This is a genomic window from Nostoc sphaeroides (genome assembly GCF_003443655.1).
Classification (GTDB): Bacteria; Cyanobacteriota; Cyanobacteriia; order Cyanobacteriales; family Nostocaceae; genus Nostoc; species Nostoc sphaeroides.
In genome coordinates this window covers 3,637,119-3,653,697 of sequence record NZ_CP031941.1, presented here as the reverse complement: position 1 = coordinate 3,653,697, position 16,579 = coordinate 3,637,119, and the positions used below count along the sequence as shown (strand labels likewise).

Annotated in this window: 16 protein-coding genes and 1 pseudogene; 11 read left to right on the top strand and 6 right to left on the bottom strand. The window is 41.7% G+C overall.

Annotated features, from left to right (window positions below; all coding sequences use genetic code 11):
• Nucleotides 1–4: 4 nt before the first annotated feature.
• Nucleotides 5–1,056 (bottom strand): annotated as a pseudogene (locus tag D1367_RS16065) (hemerythrin domain-containing protein).
• Nucleotides 1,057–1,311: 255 nt separating this feature from the next.
• Nucleotides 1,312–1,563: a hypothetical protein gene (locus D1367_RS16060; RefSeq protein WP_228674848.1), complete on the bottom strand. Its 252-nt coding sequence runs from the start codon at nucleotides 1,561–1,563 to the stop codon at nucleotides 1,312–1,314.
• A 469-nt stretch (nucleotides 1,564–2,032) separates the two neighbouring features.
• Between D1367_RS16060 and typA the strand changes: the two genes are divergently transcribed.
• Nucleotides 2,033–3,823 carry a translational GTPase TypA gene (gene typA, locus D1367_RS16055; protein ID WP_118167324.1) on the top strand — a complete coding sequence of 597 codons (1,791 nt, stop codon included), beginning with the start codon at nucleotides 2,033–2,035 and terminating at the stop codon, nucleotides 3,821–3,823.
• Nucleotides 3,824–3,891: 68 nt separating this feature from the next.
• Here typA and D1367_RS16050 read toward each other — a convergent pair whose 3' ends face one another.
• A complete protein-coding gene (locus tag D1367_RS16050; protein ID WP_118167323.1) occupies nucleotides 3,892–4,254 on the bottom strand; it encodes a hypothetical protein in 363 nt (120 codons plus the stop codon).
• Between the two features lie 153 nt (nucleotides 4,255–4,407).
• Between D1367_RS16050 and D1367_RS16045 the strand changes: the two genes are divergently transcribed.
• The 4 genes from D1367_RS16045 to D1367_RS16030 all read left to right on the top strand — a co-directional run bounded on the left by D1367_RS16045 (nucleotide 4,408) and on the right by D1367_RS16030 (nucleotide 7,436).
• Nucleotides 4,408–5,427 (top strand): DNA-methyltransferase, encoded by a 1,020-nt coding sequence (locus tag D1367_RS16045; protein WP_244944942.1) that lies wholly within the window; start codon nucleotides 4,408–4,410, stop codon nucleotides 5,425–5,427.
• A complete protein-coding gene (locus tag D1367_RS16040) occupies nucleotides 5,424–6,386 on the top strand; it encodes a hypothetical protein (protein WP_181984854.1) in 963 nt (320 codons plus the stop codon). Before D1367_RS16045 ends, D1367_RS16040 begins: the two co-directional genes overlap by 4 nt.
• A gap of 479 nt (nucleotides 6,387–6,865) precedes the next feature.
• Nucleotides 6,866–7,162: a BrnT family toxin gene (locus tag D1367_RS16035; protein WP_118167322.1), complete on the top strand. Its 297-nt coding sequence runs from the start codon at nucleotides 6,866–6,868 to the stop codon at nucleotides 7,160–7,162.
• Nucleotides 7,152–7,436, top strand: a complete 285-nt coding sequence (locus tag D1367_RS16030; RefSeq protein WP_118167321.1) for a hypothetical protein — start codon at nucleotides 7,152–7,154, stop codon at nucleotides 7,434–7,436. Before D1367_RS16035 ends, D1367_RS16030 begins: the two co-directional genes overlap by 11 nt.
• 606 nt (nucleotides 7,437–8,042) lie before the next feature.
• Here D1367_RS16030 and D1367_RS32265 read toward each other — a convergent pair.
• A complete protein-coding gene (locus D1367_RS32265) occupies nucleotides 8,043–8,270 on the bottom strand; it encodes a DUF29 family protein (protein WP_228674850.1) in 228 nt (75 codons plus the stop codon).
• Nucleotides 8,271–8,424: 154 nt separating this feature from the next.
• On the opposite strand from D1367_RS32265, the gene D1367_RS16015 reads away from it, so the two are divergent.
• From D1367_RS16015 to D1367_RS16005, 3 genes are all read left to right on the top strand, one after another.
• Nucleotides 8,425–9,606 (top strand): DUF58 domain-containing protein, encoded by a 1,182-nt coding sequence (locus tag D1367_RS16015; RefSeq protein WP_118167320.1) that lies wholly within the window; start codon nucleotides 8,425–8,427, stop codon nucleotides 9,604–9,606.
• 336 nt (nucleotides 9,607–9,942) lie between these two features.
• Nucleotides 9,943–10,308, top strand: coding sequence for a ferredoxin thioredoxin reductase catalytic beta subunit (locus tag D1367_RS16010; RefSeq protein ID WP_118171502.1), 366 nt, complete (start codon nucleotides 9,943–9,945; stop codon nucleotides 10,306–10,308).
• Complete coding sequence (locus D1367_RS16005) at nucleotides 10,305–10,697, top strand: DUF309 domain-containing protein (RefSeq protein ID WP_118167319.1); 393 nt, start codon at nucleotides 10,305–10,307, stop codon at nucleotides 10,695–10,697. The genes D1367_RS16010 and D1367_RS16005 overlap by 4 nt, the downstream gene beginning before the upstream one ends.
• Before the next feature lie 42 nt (nucleotides 10,698–10,739).
• Here the strand turns inward: D1367_RS16005 and D1367_RS16000 are convergent, their stop codons facing one another.
• Complete coding sequence (locus D1367_RS16000; RefSeq protein ID WP_118167318.1) at nucleotides 10,740–11,960, bottom strand: RNA-guided endonuclease InsQ/TnpB family protein; 1,221 nt, start codon at nucleotides 11,958–11,960, stop codon at nucleotides 10,740–10,742.
• A gap of 641 nt (nucleotides 11,961–12,601) precedes the next feature.
• Here D1367_RS16000 and D1367_RS15990 point away from each other — a divergent pair.
• The 3 genes from D1367_RS15990 to D1367_RS15980 all read left to right on the top strand — a co-directional run bounded on the left by D1367_RS15990 (nucleotide 12,602) and on the right by D1367_RS15980 (nucleotide 15,192).
• A complete protein-coding gene (locus D1367_RS15990; RefSeq protein ID WP_118167316.1) occupies nucleotides 12,602–13,099 on the top strand; it encodes an LptA/OstA family protein in 498 nt (165 codons plus the stop codon).
• A 30-nt stretch (nucleotides 13,100–13,129) separates the two neighbouring features.
• Complete coding sequence (gene lptB / locus D1367_RS15985) at nucleotides 13,130–13,858, top strand: LPS export ABC transporter ATP-binding protein (RefSeq protein WP_118167315.1); 729 nt, start codon at nucleotides 13,130–13,132, stop codon at nucleotides 13,856–13,858.
• A gap of 218 nt (nucleotides 13,859–14,076) precedes the next feature.
• Nucleotides 14,077–15,192, top strand: a complete 1,116-nt coding sequence (locus D1367_RS15980; RefSeq protein ID WP_118167314.1) for an LptF/LptG family permease — start codon at nucleotides 14,077–14,079, stop codon at nucleotides 15,190–15,192.
• Between the two features lie 216 nt (nucleotides 15,193–15,408).
• Here D1367_RS15980 and D1367_RS15975 read toward each other — a convergent pair whose 3' ends face one another.
• On the bottom strand, nucleotides 15,409–16,029 hold the full coding sequence (locus tag D1367_RS15975) for a CBS domain-containing protein (RefSeq protein ID WP_181985204.1): 621 nt from the start codon (nucleotides 16,027–16,029) through the stop codon (nucleotides 15,409–15,411).
• Nucleotides 16,030–16,579: the final 550 nt, after the last annotated feature.

The following is a 16,579-nucleotide window of genomic DNA, read 5'->3' as shown; positions in this document are numbered from 1 at the left end:
CATCCTACACATTAGATTCGCTAACAACACCGAGCTTTTGTTGAATTCGGGTTTTAGCGGCTTTGAATTCAGTAGCAAGTTGTTCACTTTGCTCAGTACTCAAATTGTTGCGAATGGCAGCAAACAGTGTGGTTTCTTCTTGACGAATATGATCGCCGAGAGCATCCAATAGCTGTTTAGCTTTCTCTTTGAATTGGGGTGAAGATGGGCTAAGAGCCTTAATTTCCTCTAACGCCTGCTTGGCATGAGCTTGCTCGTCAAACAGTTCTTGGGTATTATCTTGACCGTAGAAAGGACGTACTCTTGGATATACTACTTCCTCTTCAGCTTCAGCGTGGGCACTTAAATCCTTGTAAATTTGACCGAAGTACTCTTGGATTTTTGTGGATTGTCGCTTTGTAGTAGTTCGGTAAATAGGGTATTTACCTTATTGTGATCGAGGCGAATAACATCTTGGATATTTAGATCCTTTTTGTCGGTGTTTTGAGTAACAGCACTACCTACCACACCACTGACTGCGGCCATAGCGTCTTGAACACGCGCCCAAATGCCTTGATCTGCATCTTGTCCAGTTAGTTCGCGGACACCCAGAATCTCCAGAATGCCTTTGAGTTGCTCTTGGTGAGCGCGGTTCTCAAAGTTAATGGTATTCAAAGGTGCGATCGCTAGCAACACATCAGCACCTACTTTTTGAGCAGCCTTGTGAACTATCAAGCCACTCATTACTACCTGATGTTTCAGCAATTCATGCTGAGAGACTTTTTCATAAAGACTCAACTCAGAACCTTTGAACAATTCACGAGCTTTTTCAATGAATTGTGTAACATTTTTTTTGGGTTCAGCCTGAATGCCATACTGACCAATTACGGTTTCTAAAATGCCAAGGTTTTTTTGATCGTCATTTATGAAATTTCGGATGCGATCGGCAATCTCTGCATCAAGTCCTTGGCTCAAAAGTGATTCCTCATTTTCGATAACCAACTGTTGAAGGGCTTTAAGACTTGCAAGTTTTACAGCAATAGCATTGCGTTTCGTATCATCTAAAGTAGTTACCATCCGTGTTCTCCTCGGCAAAGTGTTCATAATTATTACTTGATATAACTTTGACATAGGGGTTAGAGAGATTTCATCTTTCTTTTGAGCGATCGCTCTCACAACTCAGGGTAGAGAAATAAAAATTTTCGTTACAATTTCTGATCTTGTACTTTTAGATAGATAATTTTTAAATCTAAACTATATCCTGAGATAGATAATTTTTACTCTTTTTTGATATTATTCAAATTCCTAATATCAAAAAAGAGTAAAAATAAATCAGCAAATACATTGTATGTTCACAATATGAGGATGACTACATTTCGCTAGTTTTATCGCCTCATTCAAAAAATCTTGCTGAAACTTAGCAAAATCAGGACGGCGTTGCACTTTATCATTTAATGTTTTAATGACAAAGTAACGCCCGTGGTTATCCCTGGCGAGATAAGTAATACCAAAGCCACCTTCACTTAATTCTTCTTGAATTGTGTATTTCCCACTCTGCAATTGCTGTCCTAATACCCAAGCCATTATTTAAAATTCCCAAATGCTGGTGTCAATTGTGGCACAAGTTAAACTAATTTACAGAATAAAATATATCTTAGGGAACTCCAAAAAATAAATTATTCCCCATTAAAGTCGTTGACTGTTGAGTGAAAACTCGTGAACCGTCAACGGTCAACAGTGAACAATAGCAGTGGAATATTTTTTTACTTGGAAGTCCCTTAGAAGTTTTAACCATAGATTTACCCACTCTTCAACTACCTGAGTTAACTTTTCTAACAAGATGGGGTAAATAATTCAACGCCAAGCACAGATTCAGCCTGCTTAACTTTCTGTCTGATGCAGCCTTGACAAACCTCACCGCTATTGTGACGATTACGCTAGAATTGTTAAAGGTTCTTTACAGAGTTTGCCGATCATCCCCAATTCTGTTAAAACAGCCTAGCATTCAAATGTAAATCTTATAAACCCCCTCTAGAGTTCACCAAAAGCTTCTATGACGCTCCCAATTCGTAACGTCGCCATTATCGCCCACGTTGACCACGGCAAAACCACCCTGGTTGACGCACTCCTCAAACAATCCGGCATTTTCCGCGAAGGCGAAGACGTTCCGGATTGCGTTATGGACTCCAACGCCCTAGAAAGAGAACGGGGTATTACTATCCTGTCCAAAAATACAGCAGTTCGCTACAAAGAAACACTAATCAATATTGTTGATACTCCTGGACACGCTGACTTTGGTGGCGAAGTTGAACGTGTACTCGGCATGGTTGACGGATGTCTTCTGATTGTCGATGCTAACGAAGGCCCCATGCCCCAAACGCGCTTTGTTCTGAAAAAAGCTTTAGAAAAAGGGCTGCGCCCCATCGTTATCATCAACAAAATCGACCGTGGACAAACTGACCCCCACGTTGCTGTTGATAAAGTTTTGGATCTGTTCTTGGAATTAGGGGCAGATGAAGACCAGTGTGATTTTACCTATCTGTTTGCCTCCGGTATGGCAGGTTTCGCCAAAGAAAGCTTGGAAGCAGAATCGGTAGATATGCAACCCCTGTTTAATGCGATTCTGCAACACGTTCCACCACCAGTAGGCGACAGCAATAAGCCTCTGCAATTGCAAGTTACAACCCTAGATTATTCTGAATATCTGGGACGGATTGTGATTGGCAGAATTCACAACGGTACTATTCGCTCAGGACAGCAAGCAGCTTTGGTAACAGAAAATGGTACCATTGTCAAGGGTAAAATTACCAAATTGATGGGCTTTGATGGACTGAAGCGCGTAGAGATGGAAGAAGCAACCGCAGGTTATATTGTGGCGGTGGCTGGTTTCGCTGATGCTTATATTGGGGAAACGATTACTGACCCCAATGAACCGCAAGCTTTACCACTGATTAAAGTTGATGAACCAACCTTGCAAATGGCCTTCTGGGTGAATGATTCGCCCTTTGCTGGTCAAGAAGGTAAGTTGGTGACATCAAGACAAGTACGCGATCGCCTATTCCGCGAACTGGAAACCAACGTTGCTTTGCGGGTCGAAGAAACCGATTCTCCCGATAAATTCCTCGTTTCCGGTCGGGGAGAACTCCACTTGGGTATCTTAATTGAAACCATGCGCCGGGAAGGCTTCGAGTTTCAGGTATCTCAGCCACAGGTAATTTACCGCGAAATCAACGGTCAACCTTGCGAACCTTACGAACTCTTGGTGTTAGACATTCCGGCTGATGGTGTGGGTAGCTGTATTGAACGCCTGGGACAACGCAAAGGCGAAATGCAAGATATGCAACCAGGTAGTGGCGATCGCACCCAGTTAGAGTTTGTCATTCCCGCCCGTGGTTTGATTGGTTTCCGGGGTGAATTTATGCGGATGACTCGTGGTGAAGGCATCATGAACCACAGTTTCTTAGATTACCGTCCAATCAGTGGTGATATTGAAGCCCGTAACAAAGGCGTTTTAATCTCCTTTGAAGAAGGCGTTTCTACCTTCTACGCCATGAGAAATGCCGAAGATAGAGGAGCATTCTTTATTACTCCCGGTACAAAGGTTTACAGAGGTATGATTGTAGGAGAACACAATCGTTCCCAAGATTTGGAATTGAATATCTGTAAGACTAAGCAGTTGACTAACCACCGGGCTGCTGGTGGCGATGAATTGGTGCAACTGCAAGCACCGATAGACATGAGCCTAGAGCGTGCTTTGGAATACATTGGCCCCGATGAATTGGTGGAAGTTACACCCCAATCTATTCGTCTACGGAAGATGTCGAAGAAGTTGGCGAAACGGTAAGTAAAGTTACTTAATTGATTTAAAAAGCCCACTAAATGTGGGCTTTCTGTTTTGTGAGTTATAACTATTTACCATCCAGACGCACCTATCTTTTTGCACACCGCTACCATTGGTGCGCCCAAGATAGTTTTTGGATTAAATTCTACTTCTTCTACTTTTGTATCTTGGCTTACAAGTTTTAGCCGATTGTTGTCAACACCATAAAGAGCATAATTTATTATAAATAACCTAGATTCGTTGCACGATGCCTGAAGAGTTATTTCGGTCATTTTTTTGCCATTTCCGATATATATTTTACAAGTAGTTCCAGATTGACTTTCTGTATCGAATAAAACGGGCATTCCTTCATGATCGCCCAGGTAAATATATCTTGGTACATCTTGGGCAGATGCTACTCTGTTAAGGCTAAAAACTGTTGAAGCAACTATCAATAAACTTGTAAAAAATTTTAAATAATTTATATTAAACTAATTGGTTTATAAGAATGTCTGTAATCAGTAAATGGATACGATAAAACCAATGTATGTTTGATTTTGTAAAAACTAAGTTATGTCTAATCTATTTCATTGTCATAATTCTTCTTGATGTCGGAATTAAATTTCATCATTCTACGATATACTTATAATAATAAATACTATTATGATATACGTAATATAAGCTTAATGGTTCAGTATATGTATGGATATATTAGAGTTGCAGAGCAACAAAGCAGTGAAGAAGAGTTGCAACCTTTAACACAAGGATTTCAACTGCAATACACACATCCTCATGGACAGCTTTATCAAGGTAATTCAATTGATTGGCTTGCATCGCTTGATAGTGAAAGCGTTGATTTAGTTTTTGCTGACCCACCTTATAACATTAAGAAAGCTGACTGGGACAACTTTGAGAATCAAGAGAAATATATTGAGTGGTCAATTCAATGGATTAGTCAAGCTTCACGTATCCTAAAGTCAACTGGCTCTTTTTATATTTGTGGTTTTTCCGAAATCTTGGCTGATTTAAAGCATCCAGCATCAAAATATTTCAAAAATTGTCGTTGGTTAATTTGGCACTATAAAAACAAGGCTAACTTAGGCAGTGATTGGGGACGTTCTCATGAAAGCATCATTCATTTTCGTAAATCCGATGCCGTTAAACTAAATATTGACGATGTACGAATTCCTTATGGCGCACATACATTAAAATATCCATCTCACCCGCAAGCAGAGACAAGCGCCTACGGAAAGGGAGCAATCAAGAAACACAAGAACTGGACACCTAACCCAAAAGGTGCCAAGCCCAAAGATGTAATAGAGATTCCTACTACTTGTAACGGGATGGGTGAGACAACACCCCATCCAACTCAAAAGCCAGAAGAATTATTGAGAAAATTTGTTCTTGCATCATCCAAAGAAGGAGATTTGGTCGTTGACCCATTTTCAGGCTCAGGAACAACTCTTGTCGTTGCAGAGCAACTTAATCGTCGCTGGATGGGATGCGATCTAAATATTGAGTACAACTGTTGGGCAACTAGACGATTAGAAAATGTCCGTCGTATGACAAAGGAAGAATGGATAGCCTTTGATCGTAAAAATGCAGAACGAAGAGAGTCTATCCGATGAGTCTAGAGGATTTAGTACATCACGCAGTAGACAAAGAACGTTTTCAGACTATTCAAAGCTACATTACATTTTGTAGAAATTATCTACAATTTATAGAGACGGGTTTACAAGCCAGAATTGTTTCACAAAATGAAAATCATTACCAGTTTTATCAATATCGGGATGATGGTTATTACAACATTACTCGCCCGATAAATACTCAGTTAATGTATGAGGCAGAAACATTTGATATTGCTTCTAATCAGTTTTTGCAAGTTCTTGAACAGTTGCGAGAGAGACAGTTACCTGATGACTCATTGAGACAGGTTGTCATTTCTACTATTTATACAGTTCAGCAAGCTATTGGGGCTACCCTCGACGCATTACCTTCTGGAAAGTCTAATCAAGCTCGTAAAGTGAATGGGGATCTTTTCGAGCGTCTAATTCGTCTTTTGATTGCATCTCTCAACGTAGATTGCGTTTCTGGAACAGTACAAGTTCCAGTTAGAGACGAGAGCGGATCAATATTATTTCATACTAGCTATCAGCATGACTTGTTAATTAGTAAAGACGACGAACTAAAGATAATTGGTTCGGTTAAAACTTCGAGTAAAGACCGTATTGATAAAATTTTTGTAGATAAGTTTTTATACAACAAGCTAACCAGCACTGCTTTGCCTCACATTGCAATTTTCTTGAACGATGTGCAGAGAAAAAAAGCAAAGCACCAAAATCGTTATGGCATTAATGCAACGTTTTTGCCAGGACACTTCAAAGCCTACACCATCAAACTAAATCCACTTGACGGTGTATATTACTGCGATATTCGTCCGAATATGATTACAGATGGATTGCTTTCACAACACATCCAGACCATTGACAATTTATTTTATCGTGATATTTGGCAATTACTCAGTACTGATGGACAGTCTTTGGAAGAAGTTGAAATTGAGGAAGGTGAGAACGAGGAAACAGAATAATAATGAAGTTTATTGCGTTCTAATAATTTAGATACCGATGAGAGCGCAGTTGAAAGGTTATCGATGATAAGCGATCGCCCATTAATTCCATCACTGCACAAGCCAAGCGGTTAGGTGTAGACCGTCGTAGACTTCGCTAACCAGTAGGCATTCTTTCAAAAAGCGATCGCCCTTGCCGTACATTTAGTCAAATCTTTGAGTAACAATGAAGAGGACTGAAAAAGGATTATTCTCATGACTATAGGACTAATATTTGATTTCTGAAAAAGCTCGGGTTCTACTCGAAAAGCCTAATTCCCTACTCCCCACTCCCCACTCCCCACTCCCCGCCTACGTAGATAATTTCAAAAATCAAATACGATTCCTATATTCGTGAAACTGCGTAGGCGTAGCCCGTCGTAGACATCGCCCTTACGGAAATATCTCTGTTTGATAAAACGTATTGACAACGTAAATACACAATGTCTACTATGTAAGGTATGGATGTGTATTTCGTGCTTAATGGTGTCACTTTCGTTTGGAACGAAGAAAAAGCTTGGATAAATCCCAGCAATCATGATGGCGTGACATTTCAGCAAGCCACAGAGGCATTTTTTGATCCGTTTTTAGTGGTTGTTGATGCAAGTCGCAATGATGAAGAAAGAGATGCTGTTATTGGCTTAGACAAACGGTGGAATCTTCTGTATGTCGTCTACATTGAACGTGAAAACGACATAATTCGGATCATTTCAGCTCGTAAAGCTACACGTAAGGAGCGAGAATATTATGAAGGCTGAAGCACTGAAAAAGCGACTCGATAAAAATCGTCCAATGACTACAATTACAATTCGCATTCCCGAAGATGTCATTGAAGATTTAAAAAGAATAGCACCATTACTGGGATTTTCTGGCTATCAGCCGTTAATGCGTGCCTATATTGGGCAAGGGCTAAGATCCGATATGGAACGACTGGAGGGGGATAATATCTCAGCACTGATTGCTAGCTTGAAGCGTCACGGTGTTAGTGATGAGGTTATCCATGAAGCCCTCACTGAAGTTACTCAAAAATAGTGCAATTGCGATCGCAATTGCCGTGCATTTAGTCAAATCTTTGAGTAACAATGAAGAGGACTGAAAAAGGCAATTATCATGACTATTCGTGAAACTGCGATCGCCCAATGGATTTAGCAGATGCTACATTGGTTTTGACGGCTGAAAAGACAGGGTATCGTCAAATTCTTACCCTCGATTCTGATTTCTTGTTTTATCGAATTGATCATCAAGACACCTTTGAAATCATTTCAGTATGAAACGATGAGTAACTAAATCACGATTTAGACGAGGTTTAGCAACGCTAGTATGTCCCTTTGAATTAACTGTGCGTAGGCGTAGCCCGTTCTAGACATCGCTATCCAGCAGGGATTATTGCAGAAAGCGATCGCCAAACCATAGCAAAAATTTACGGTGCGTAGGGGGAGCATCATCGTACACATCATATGTTTTGGTACTTCTTTCATTTCAGAAAAACTCACATAAGATTGAATTTGAAATTCAGTTAACACCTCTAGCATTAGAGATGTTAGAAAATATTAAAGATAAACGTCACCAGAAAGTTTTAAGTTCACGTATTGATAAGTTAAAATTTGATTTCACAAAAATCAGATAATACTGATATCTTTAAGGTAAATAATTTTCATCTAATAATTTTACAAGAGTGTAAGGGCACTTTTCTAGAAAAATATTTAAATCGGTTTTAATTTTCACAAACTCAACCGCACTTTGATAAATATTCTCTAAATCATCCTGTAACTTGTTTGTTAAATTCGTTGTTAAATGATTATTTAAGTCATATCTAAAGGTTTTAATTTCTCCAATCCAATGACGATAGTTTCTTTCATATTCCACCTGCCAATTTCCTGAATAGACCCTAGCTGAACGAAAAAGCAGAGTGAGTTTTTTAACTTTCGTAAACCAAGTTATAAAGCGGTTTCGATAAGGACATCAGACGCAACCCCTGAAACACTGTGAATTTGGGGTGGTGTTGGGTTAAAAAAGAAACATGAAAATCATCAAACCCATCACCAATTGGTTAGAAATCCGCGCCAGTGCCCCTGCTTATGGCGGTTGGGTGCTAGCAGCAACGGCTATTTGTTTTTTTGGCGCAGGTATCAATACGATGGCTGGTTGGCTGTATGCCATTAGTGGCATTAGTTTTGCCCTTTTGGGTGTAGCAGCCATCTTACCGCCGCGATCGCTCACAAATCTATCCATCACCCGCCGTCCCATTCAGCCTGTGTCAGCCGGCGACGATCTAACGGTGGAATTAGAAATCTGCAATCAGACACAGCAACCTGTAAGCTTATTGCAAGTTGAAGATATACTGCCCTTTGTTTTAGGGAAACCAGTACAAAAAGCCATCGAGACAATTCCTAGCCAAGGTAGTTACCGTTGGGTATATTACCACCCTACCCAGCGCCGAGGCGTTTATCGCTGGCACACAGTCGAACTCGGTTCTGGTGCGCCTTTGGGGTTGTTCTGGTGTCGCCGTCAGCGTGATTGTGCTGCCACAGCGATCGTTTATCCCACAGTGTTGCCCTTGACTACCTGCCCCCTAGTAGACGAAATGGGACAACAAGAGAGCAAAAGGGGCGATCCTCGTGGTAAACCCTTGCAGACAGCGACAACGGGGCTGGTGCGATCGCTCCGTCCTTATCGCATCGGAGATCCCACCCGTCTGATTCATTGGCGGACTAGCGCCCGTTATGGAGAATTAAGGGTGCGGGAGTTAGAAATGGTAACAGGTGGACAAGAAATAGTTATTGCCCTTGATAGCGCTAGCAATTGGGAAGAAGAAAACTTTGAACAAGCAGTAATTGCCGCAGCATCACTGTACTTTTATGCACAGCAACAACAATTACAGGTGCAACTGTGGACAGCATCAACAAATTTAATCAAAGGCGATCGCTTTGTACTAGAAACCTTAGCAGCAACCACAGCGCAAGAAGATTCCAGTTCAGTAGTTCCTAAAAATTATCCCTTGATTTGGCTAACTCAAAGCCCCCTAAGTCTTGCGACTCTTCCTCAAGGTAGTCGCTGGGTTTTGTGGCCAAATATTTCCTCATTAGCAGAACAAGAGGTAATCAATTGGGAACATCCTGGTATAGTTTTGCAAAGCGGTGTCTCCGACGGGCGTAGATGCAGCCCACTGCAATCCCAGCTACAAAAAACATTACATTCATAAATCAATTCAAATTTTAGTGTTGCATATTTGCGGGATGATTTTGCTGGTTTTGTGGGATGGGCATCTTGCCCGTTCCTTGTATTTCCGGGCAGGCAGGATGCCCACCCTACAAGAATCATCCCTTTATTCAGCAACGCCCAAATTTTATAATTTAAAAGACTGCTGACAAGTTCAGGTTCTGTGATTTCTGAGATTTTCTCTGATCCCAGGACACCGAATATATCAGCCTTTGAGCAAAGGTAAAACAACTTGAACGGGTAAGGTTGGGGAAATCCACCCGTAATCCCTTAGTGAGGCTGAGGTACAATGCAAAGAAATATTTAAATTATGAGCGACATGATCACATCAGAACATAACACAAAATCCAGCGATAAAAGCCTAGAGGCAATGCGGCATTTTTCCGAACAATACGCCAAGCGTACTGGAACATACTTCTGTTCTGAGCCTTCTGTTACCGCAGTTGTGATTGAAGGACTAGCGAAACATAAAGACGATCTAGGTGCGCCTTTATGTCCCTGTCGCCATTACGAAGATAAAGAGGCTGAGGTTCACGCCACATATTGGAACTGTCCCTGTGTGCCAATGAGAGAACGCAAAGAGTGCCATTGCATGTTATTCCTCACCCCTGACAACGAGTTTGCTGGAGAACAGCAAGAAATATCTCTCGAAACAATTAAAGAAGTACGAGACAGCATGGGATGAGCGAAACCATCCCGCAAGAGTTTTGGCAAGGCGTAGAACAGTTCAATTCTGGACAGTTTTACGCCTGTCATGACACTTTAGAGGCTTTATGGATTGAAGCTGGCGAACCGGAAAAAAGCTTTTATCAAGGTATTCTCCAAATTTCTGTGGCGCTGTATCATTTAGAGAATCGCAACTGGCGAGGTGCAGTAATTCTACTAGGGGAAGGCAGCAATCGCCTACGCCGTTACCCATCTAGCTACGGCGGCGTTGACGTAGATGAGCTATTGAGTCAGAGTGCAGTGTTGTTGACGACATTACAACAAATAGGGCAAGACTTGATTACATCTGGTGAGCTAGGTGAAAATCAAGTCTTATCTTTGCCTAAAATTATGCTGTCTAGTGATTAGACATCTGTTGACATCCACCCCAGCCATAAAATGGCGGGGATTCTAAGAAGTTGCCTTCTTAGGTTTTCTGCTTCCACGAGTCGGCTTGCTTGGAGGATTTGCATCACCCAAGTAGAGGTCGTTCTCATCCACAGACGTTAACGTTCCCGTGTGCCCCACGGTACGGAGTCCTATCTCAAGTATGTTTCGCGCAGCATTATGGTCACGGTCTAACACCATTCCGCACTTGTTGCATGAATGAGTTCTAGTGCTAAGAGATTTTTTGACAACCTGACCACAATTAGAACAATTTTGCGAAGTATTATGGGGTGGAACTGCAACAGTTGCCACACCAAACACTTTGCCAAAATATTCAACCCATTGGCGGAACTGCATCCATGCTGCTTCATGTATCGATTTCGCTAGATGATGATTTTTTACCATATTCCGTACCTTCAAGTCTTCATACGCCACAATGTCGTTAGACATCACTACGCACCTTGCCAATTTCACAGCAAAGTCTTTACGCTGGCGATTTACCTTGAGGTGCTTACGGGCTAATTTATTTCTAAATTTAACCCGGTTCTGAGAACCTTTTTTGGTTTTAGAGAAACGACGCTGCAATCGTTTAAGCGATTTTTCCGACTTTCTCAAATGCCTGGGATTCTCAACTTGGTTTCCATCACTATCAGTCAAGAAATAGTTTAAACCAACATCTAACCCAACTGTTTTATTAGTTGGCTGTCGTTTTTCTATTCGATCTTGGTCGATGCAAAACTGGCAATAATAACCATCTGCACGACGCACAACGCGAATGCGCTTAAACTGCTTCAACTGATAAAAATGCAGGTCACGAGTTCCCCAAAGTTTAAAAGTTCCTGCTTGAAAACCATCCGAAAAAGTGATGTATCTACGGTCTTCAGAGAGCCGCCACCCACTGGTCTTGTACTCAACAGATCCATTTGTCTGATATGACCTGAATCGTGGATAACCTTTTTTCCCTGGTTTGCTTTTCTTGCAGTTCTCAAAAAATCGAGCAATTGCAGACCACGCTCTTTCAGCACTAGCTTGCCTTGCCATCGAGTTCAACTTGGAAACGAACGGAAACTCAATATTAGACGCAAGAATAGCGCAATAAGCGCTCAACTCGTATCTACCAATACCTTTATTATCCATCCAGTATCGGACACAACTGTTACGAACAAAACGAGCAGTTCTAATCGCTTGATCAAGCGATTGGTACTGTTCTTTTGTTCCTTCCAATTTTGCCTCAAATACTAGCATCATTACGTTGAATACACTAACGTAATTATATCACAATAGAGAAGTATCACTGCGAATAAATTCGCCCCTGATGTGCCCCCATAAATAGAATTTAGGGGCTTTCCCGGCACGGATAACTCGGTAAATTAATTATGCGTTGCCCGAAATCCTCGATAGGCACAATTCATGTAGACGCAAAACGGCTTAAGGCAGGGGTATTGTGCCTACGGCGTTGCTGATTCCATGTATGAAAATGATTTTGCATAAGTAGTCAGACAGAATTAATTACACAATGTCATTGCGAATGGAGCGAAGCGGAATGAAGCAATCGCAAGGGCTGGGATTGCTTCGCTTCTCTTCGAGACGCTAACGCGAACGCTCGCAATGACTGTAAATATTTTTGTCCGACTACTTAATATTAAAATCCTTGTAGAGACGAAGAAAAGCTACGTCTCTACATCCAGATTCATACTTCAATTCAGCAACGCCGTGCCTACGTCATTTTCACTCAGATGTCAATTTCCTGAAACCTTGAGGTTGGGGGTAGCGTCACTATTTCAGCCAGTAGTTATCGGAAATCACTCTAGATTGTATATTTCATATCTGGATAAAGTAGTTGAGATAATTAGAATGCAAGCTGAAATCCTGAATCCCCAATTGCTATGATGCCCTGCTATCAATTGCCCATATCCCAGATACGTCGCTTTGGATTAGCTTTAATGCTGCCAGCTGCACTCTTGGGTGCTTTTGTCTTCCCTACTCAACTGCAAACAGCTACCGCACAAACATCTAGAGACAATCGCCCCCTGACTATCCGCGCTGATGTGCAAGAATATGACGCGAAAAACCAAGTAATTACTGCTCGCGGTAACGTACAAATGTTGTATCCTTCTCGCCAGATTCAGGCAACATCTGCCCAAGCACAGTACTTTAGCAAAGAACGCCGAATTGATTTCAGTGGGAACGTCTATATTTTGCAACAGGGCGGTAACAGTATTCGGGCGGAGAAGGTAACCTATTTAATCGACGAAGGGCGATTTGTTGCTTTACCCCAATCCAACCGTCAGGTAGAGTCGATCTACATGATCCAAGAATCAGATAATGATGGACAAACTGCAACACCTGCCCCAAAAACACCACCTTTGAAGCCTTTTAATTAGCATTTACCACCAAGAAAGGGCGGCTCCAGCGTGAAAATTGTTTTAGAGAATATCCACAAATCTTACGGCAAGCGAGTAATTGTCAATCGTGTCAACCTTTCTGTTGCTCAGGGCGAAATCGTTGGTTTACTAGGCCCCAATGGGGCTGGTAAAACGACGACATTTTACATTGCCACAGGTTTAGAAAAACCCAATCAAGGAAAAGTTTGGCTGGATAATCTGGACGTTACAGGAATGCCAATGCACAAAAGGGCGCGGCTGGGTATTGGCTATTTAGCACAAGAACCAAGTGTTTTTCGCCAACTTTCGGTAGAGGATAATATTCTCTTGGTGCTAGAGCAAACGAATGTGCCACGATGGGAATGGTCAAGACGACTCACAACTTTACTGCGGGAGTTTCGGTTGGAAAAATTAGCCAATAGCAAAGGAATTCAACTTTCTGGTGGTGAGCGACGGCGGACGGAATTAGCAAGGTCTTTGGCTGCTGGAAAAGAAGGGCCAAAATTTTTACTTTTGGATGAACCATTTGCGGGAGTTGATCCGATCGCAGTTTCAGAAATTCAGCAAATCGTCGCCCAACTGCGCGATCGCGGCATGGGAATCTTAATTACAGATCATAATGTCCGCGAAACCCTGGCCATCACCGATCGCGCCTATATCATGCGCGAAGGACAAATTCTCGCTTTTGGCGCTGCTGACGAACTCTACGGCAACCCCCTGGTGCGGCAATATTATTTAGGTACTAATTTTCAAGCCTAAATTAATAGTTATTTAGTTAATAATTTAAAAGGCTATTTTTAAATTTTAAACATGAATTTATTAGTTAATTTTCAGGTATTTAAAATTTAATTTTAAAATTAAATTTATATATCCTTTATTTCGCCAGGGTTACTAACATTGAACTTTTCAAGCTAGTCATGATATCAAAGAAACTTACGTCTTTCTACAACCTCCATTCGCTGCTGCCTTTTACGATCATGGATCGTTACCTTACTAGCGAATTGTTAGCGCCGTTTTTCTTTGGTGTCGGAGCTTTTTCATCACTTGGCGTTACCATTGATGCTGTATTTGATCTCGTCAGAAAAATTGTAGAATCTGGGCTACCCATAGACATTGCCATTCAGGTTTTTTTGCTAAAGTTTCCCAACTTTATCGTTTTAGCCTTCCCCATGTCTACGCTACTGGCTACTTTGATGACTTACAGTCGTCTTTCTAGCGAGAGCGAACTAATTGCCCTGCGTGGTTGTGGGGTGAGTGTCTATCGCATAGTGCTAACTGCTGTGATGTTGAGTCTTGTGGTTACAGGATTGACATTTGTGTTTAACGAACAAATTGCACCAGCAGCAAATTATCAAGCGGCGATGACCCTGAATAAAGCCCTAAAATCAGATAAGCCAATTTTGAAACAGCAAAATATTTTCTATCCTGAATACCAAGATGTGACACAGCCGGATGGTTCTAAGAATAGGATATTGACACGCTTTTTTTACGCCGACCAATTTGATGGTAAGCGGATGTCAGGTTTGACGATTATAGATCGTTCAACAAAAAATCTGAATCAAATTGTGGTATCAGAATCTGCCCAATGGAATCCTTCTCAAAATGTCTGGGATTTTTACAACGGTACCATCTATTTTGTTGCTGCCGATCGCTCTTATCGCAACATCGTTAGATTTGAACACCAACAACTGCAACTACCGCGCACCCCATTAAGTCTGGCAGAGAAAAGCCGAGACTACGGTGAAATGAATATTGCTGAAGCACTAGATCAACTACAAGTAGAACTTCTCGGTGGCGATCGCCAAAAAATTCGTAAACTCGAAGTGCGGATTCAACAAAAAATCTCTTTACCTTTTGTATGCGTAGTTTTTGGCTTGGTAGGTGCAGCGATGGGAAGCATACCCCAGCGAACTGGGAGAGGTACCAGCTTTGGGATTAGTGTCGTAGTAATTTTTTCATACTACTTAATTTTCTTTATTAGTGGTGCGATCGCGCAAGCAGGTGTCCTCTCTCCCTTTATGGGGGCTTGGTTGCCCAACTTTCTTTTTCTGGCAATAGGCCTATTCTTATTGATGCGAGTTGCCAATCGCTAAATTGAGATCGCAGGGAGCATGGGGACAAGGAGACAAGGAGAATAACTCCTCACTCCTAACTCCTAACTCCTCACTCCTAACTCCTAACTCCTAACTCCTAACTCCTAACTCCTAACTCCTCACTCCTAACTCCTAACTCCTAACTCCTAACTCCTAACTCCTCACTCCTCACTCCTAACTCCTAACTCCCAATTCCTCTTCATCCCCACACTTCAATCACGGGTGATAATTTCGACATTCCGGTGCATTTGGGTTTTCCTTACAATATTCTTCAAAAGAGACTTTGGCTGATACCATACCCTCAGCTTTCTGATAAGCGGCTTCTGCTTGAAGTTCTTCTACCTCATCCCAGGCGGCTGCACAGGCTTTAGAATAAGCACCTTGTTCGGTGCAAATAGCCCGAGACTGCTCAATGGCTTTTTGAATTCTATCCTCTAGCAATAGGGCTTTTGGCGCTTCCACAAAGTCGCTTTTGGTCAAAATGTCGGTAATCGAGATGATGCCCAACAGCTTGCCTTGAATCACAGGCGCTCGATGAATACCTGTGTTAGCAAATAACCGCGCTACATATTCCACACCCAAATCAGGATTGACCACAATGCAGGGCTTGCTCATAATTTCGTAAACCCGCACTTGCTTTGGGTCTTTACCGTAGGCTGTTACCTTATAAACAATATCCGTTTCTGTGACAATGCCATAAGCATCATTCTCATGGCGATTCTCCACAACCAGCGCCCGCAATTTTTTTTCCTTCATTAGCCCCACTGCTTCAGCAACAGTCGCCGAACCGCGAATGGTAACTACATCTTTGGTCATGATATCTTCAGCTTTCATCATTGCTGTAGTCTCCTGGTTAATAGTACGGTGCAGCACAGTGCCTTCAGAGGCGTATCGGAGCATTGCAGCACACAGTTTAGTTTGCTAACTAGAAAATAAAAAAGTTGAACTTTTGTCCAGCTACAACAATAAATTAGACCAGTTGTCAACTCCTGATGTTATCCAATGTGACCGATACCCAAAAATAAGCATAAATTGCCATAACTTTATAGAAAATCTCGCTAAAGGACTCCAGCCGCTAAAAAGTAAATTTTTGACTACTACATGTCTATTGGTACTGACTAATAACTGATAGAGAAGTTAGGATAAAATTACTATCCAACTTCAGTTGACTCAAAACTTGCACCAGTTCCCACGACCGCCTCAGAATGAATTCTGAGGCTTATAACAAAGTCTATCTATTGAAGACTTTGTAAGGGTTTTAGTCCACGCTTACTGGACTTGGGCTATAAGAAAAGAGAATTTCTTCTCAGGCGGGATAGGCAGGTGCAAGATATAACTTGAGATATTTCTTGTTGAGCAAAGCAAAATAATTAAACAGCAACGCCTT